1 protein-coding gene is annotated in these 1,506 nt (G+C 66.7%); it reads left to right on the top strand.

The window, feature by feature from the left end:
- Window positions 1-51: 51 nt before the first annotated feature.
- Entirely contained in the window at window positions 52-1,461 is a 1,410-nt protein-coding gene (locus VW23_RS21840; RefSeq protein WP_069911610.1) for a protein adenylyltransferase SelO, read from the top strand.
- Window positions 1,462-1,506: the final 45 nt, after the last annotated feature.

Raw genomic sequence — 1,506 nt, 5'->3', positions numbered from 1 at the left:
GGGTGGGGGGTGCTCATCCTTCACCGGCGTCAGCGCCATGGGTGGCAGGCGATGACCCATCCGTTCAAACCCCGCACCACCCATGCCGAGCTCGGCGAGGGCTATTTCGACAAGGTCAGGGCGGCGGCCTTCCCCGAGCATATCCTGCGCTATCGCAACCAGCGGGCGGCGGCGTCGGTGGGGCTCGATGGGCTCAGCGACGAAGACTGGGTGAATTACTTCGGCAAGTTCGAGCCGTTGCCGGGGTCGTTCCCGGAGCCTCTGGCGCTGCGTTACCACGGGCATCAGTTCCAGACCTACAACCCCGATCTCGGCGACGGGCGCGGCTTTCTCTATGCGCAGCTTGAGGATCTCAATGACGGACGGCTGATGGACCTCGGCACCAAGGGATCGGGGCGGACACCGTGGTCGCGGGCCGGGGACGGGCGGCTGACGCTGAAAGGCGGCGTGCGCGAGGTGCTGGCGACGGCAATGCTCGAGGCGCTCGGAGTGAACACCTCGAAATCGCTGTCGCTGATCGAAACCGGCGAGGAGCTGGAGCGCGGCGACGAGCCGTCGCCAACCCGCTCGTCGGTGCTGGTGCGGCTATCGCACGGCCACACGCGGATCGGCTCGTTCCAGCGGCTGAGCTACCTCAAGGAAGAGGAGCGGCTGCGGGCTCTGCTCGATCATTCGGTGCGCGCCTATTACCCCGCGCTGTGGGTCGAGGGCGACAATGGCCGGGCAGCAAAATTCCTCGGCGCGGTGAGCGAAAGTGTCGCTGAGACTGGCGCGCGGTGGATCGCGGCGGGATTCGTGCACGGGGTGCTCAACACCGACAATATCAACATCACCGGCGAGAGTTTTGATTACGGCCCGTGGCGGTTCCTGCCGACCTACGATCCCGGCTTCACGGCGGCCTATTTCGACGAGTGGGGGCTTTATGCGTTCGGCAAGCAACCCGACACGCTGGCCTGGAACCTGACGCGGCTCGCCGAAGTGCTGCTGCCGCTGGGCGAGCATGCCGAACTCGAGGCGGCGCTGAACCAGTTCTGGCCGGCGTTCCAGCGCTCGATCTGGCAGGCCATGCTGGAGCGATTGGGGCTCGAACCGCTCGGGGTCGAGGCTGATTCGGCGTTGGTGACGGAGGTGTTTTCCACGCTGCATGCGACGCAGGCGCCCTATGAGCAGTTCTTCTTCGACTGGCGCGGCGGCGACGAGGCCCGAGCCTTCGCCAGTCCCTCGGCCGAGCACTATCGCAGCGAGGCGTTCGACAAGCTCAGGGACTTGATCGCGGCGCACCCGCGGGCAGCCAACGCCAATCTCGACCACCCGTACTTCAAGCGCGAGCGCCCGCGCACCATGCTGATCGACGAGATGGAGGCGCTGTGGGCGCCGATCGCCGAGGCGGATAACTGGCGGCCGCTCTACGAGGCGCTGGGCGAGATCGAAGAGATGCGCGAGGCGTATGCGGGGGCGTGAGGTGGAGACGCTCCTTCTGCTCCCCTCCCCCTTGAGGGGAGGGGC

The sequence above is a fragment of the Devosia insulae DS-56 genome (genome assembly GCF_000970465.2).
Lineage (GTDB): Bacteria > Pseudomonadota > Alphaproteobacteria > Rhizobiales > Devosiaceae > Devosia_A > Devosia_A insulae.
Note: the sequence above shows the minus strand (reverse complement) of the source record. Positions and strands in the feature narration are given on the sequence as shown.

Coding starts and splice junctions, on each gene's coding strand:
- VW23_RS21840 (WP_069911610.1), top strand. CDS start 52: ATGACCCATCCGTTCAAACCCCGCACCACCCATGCCGAGCTCGGCGAG.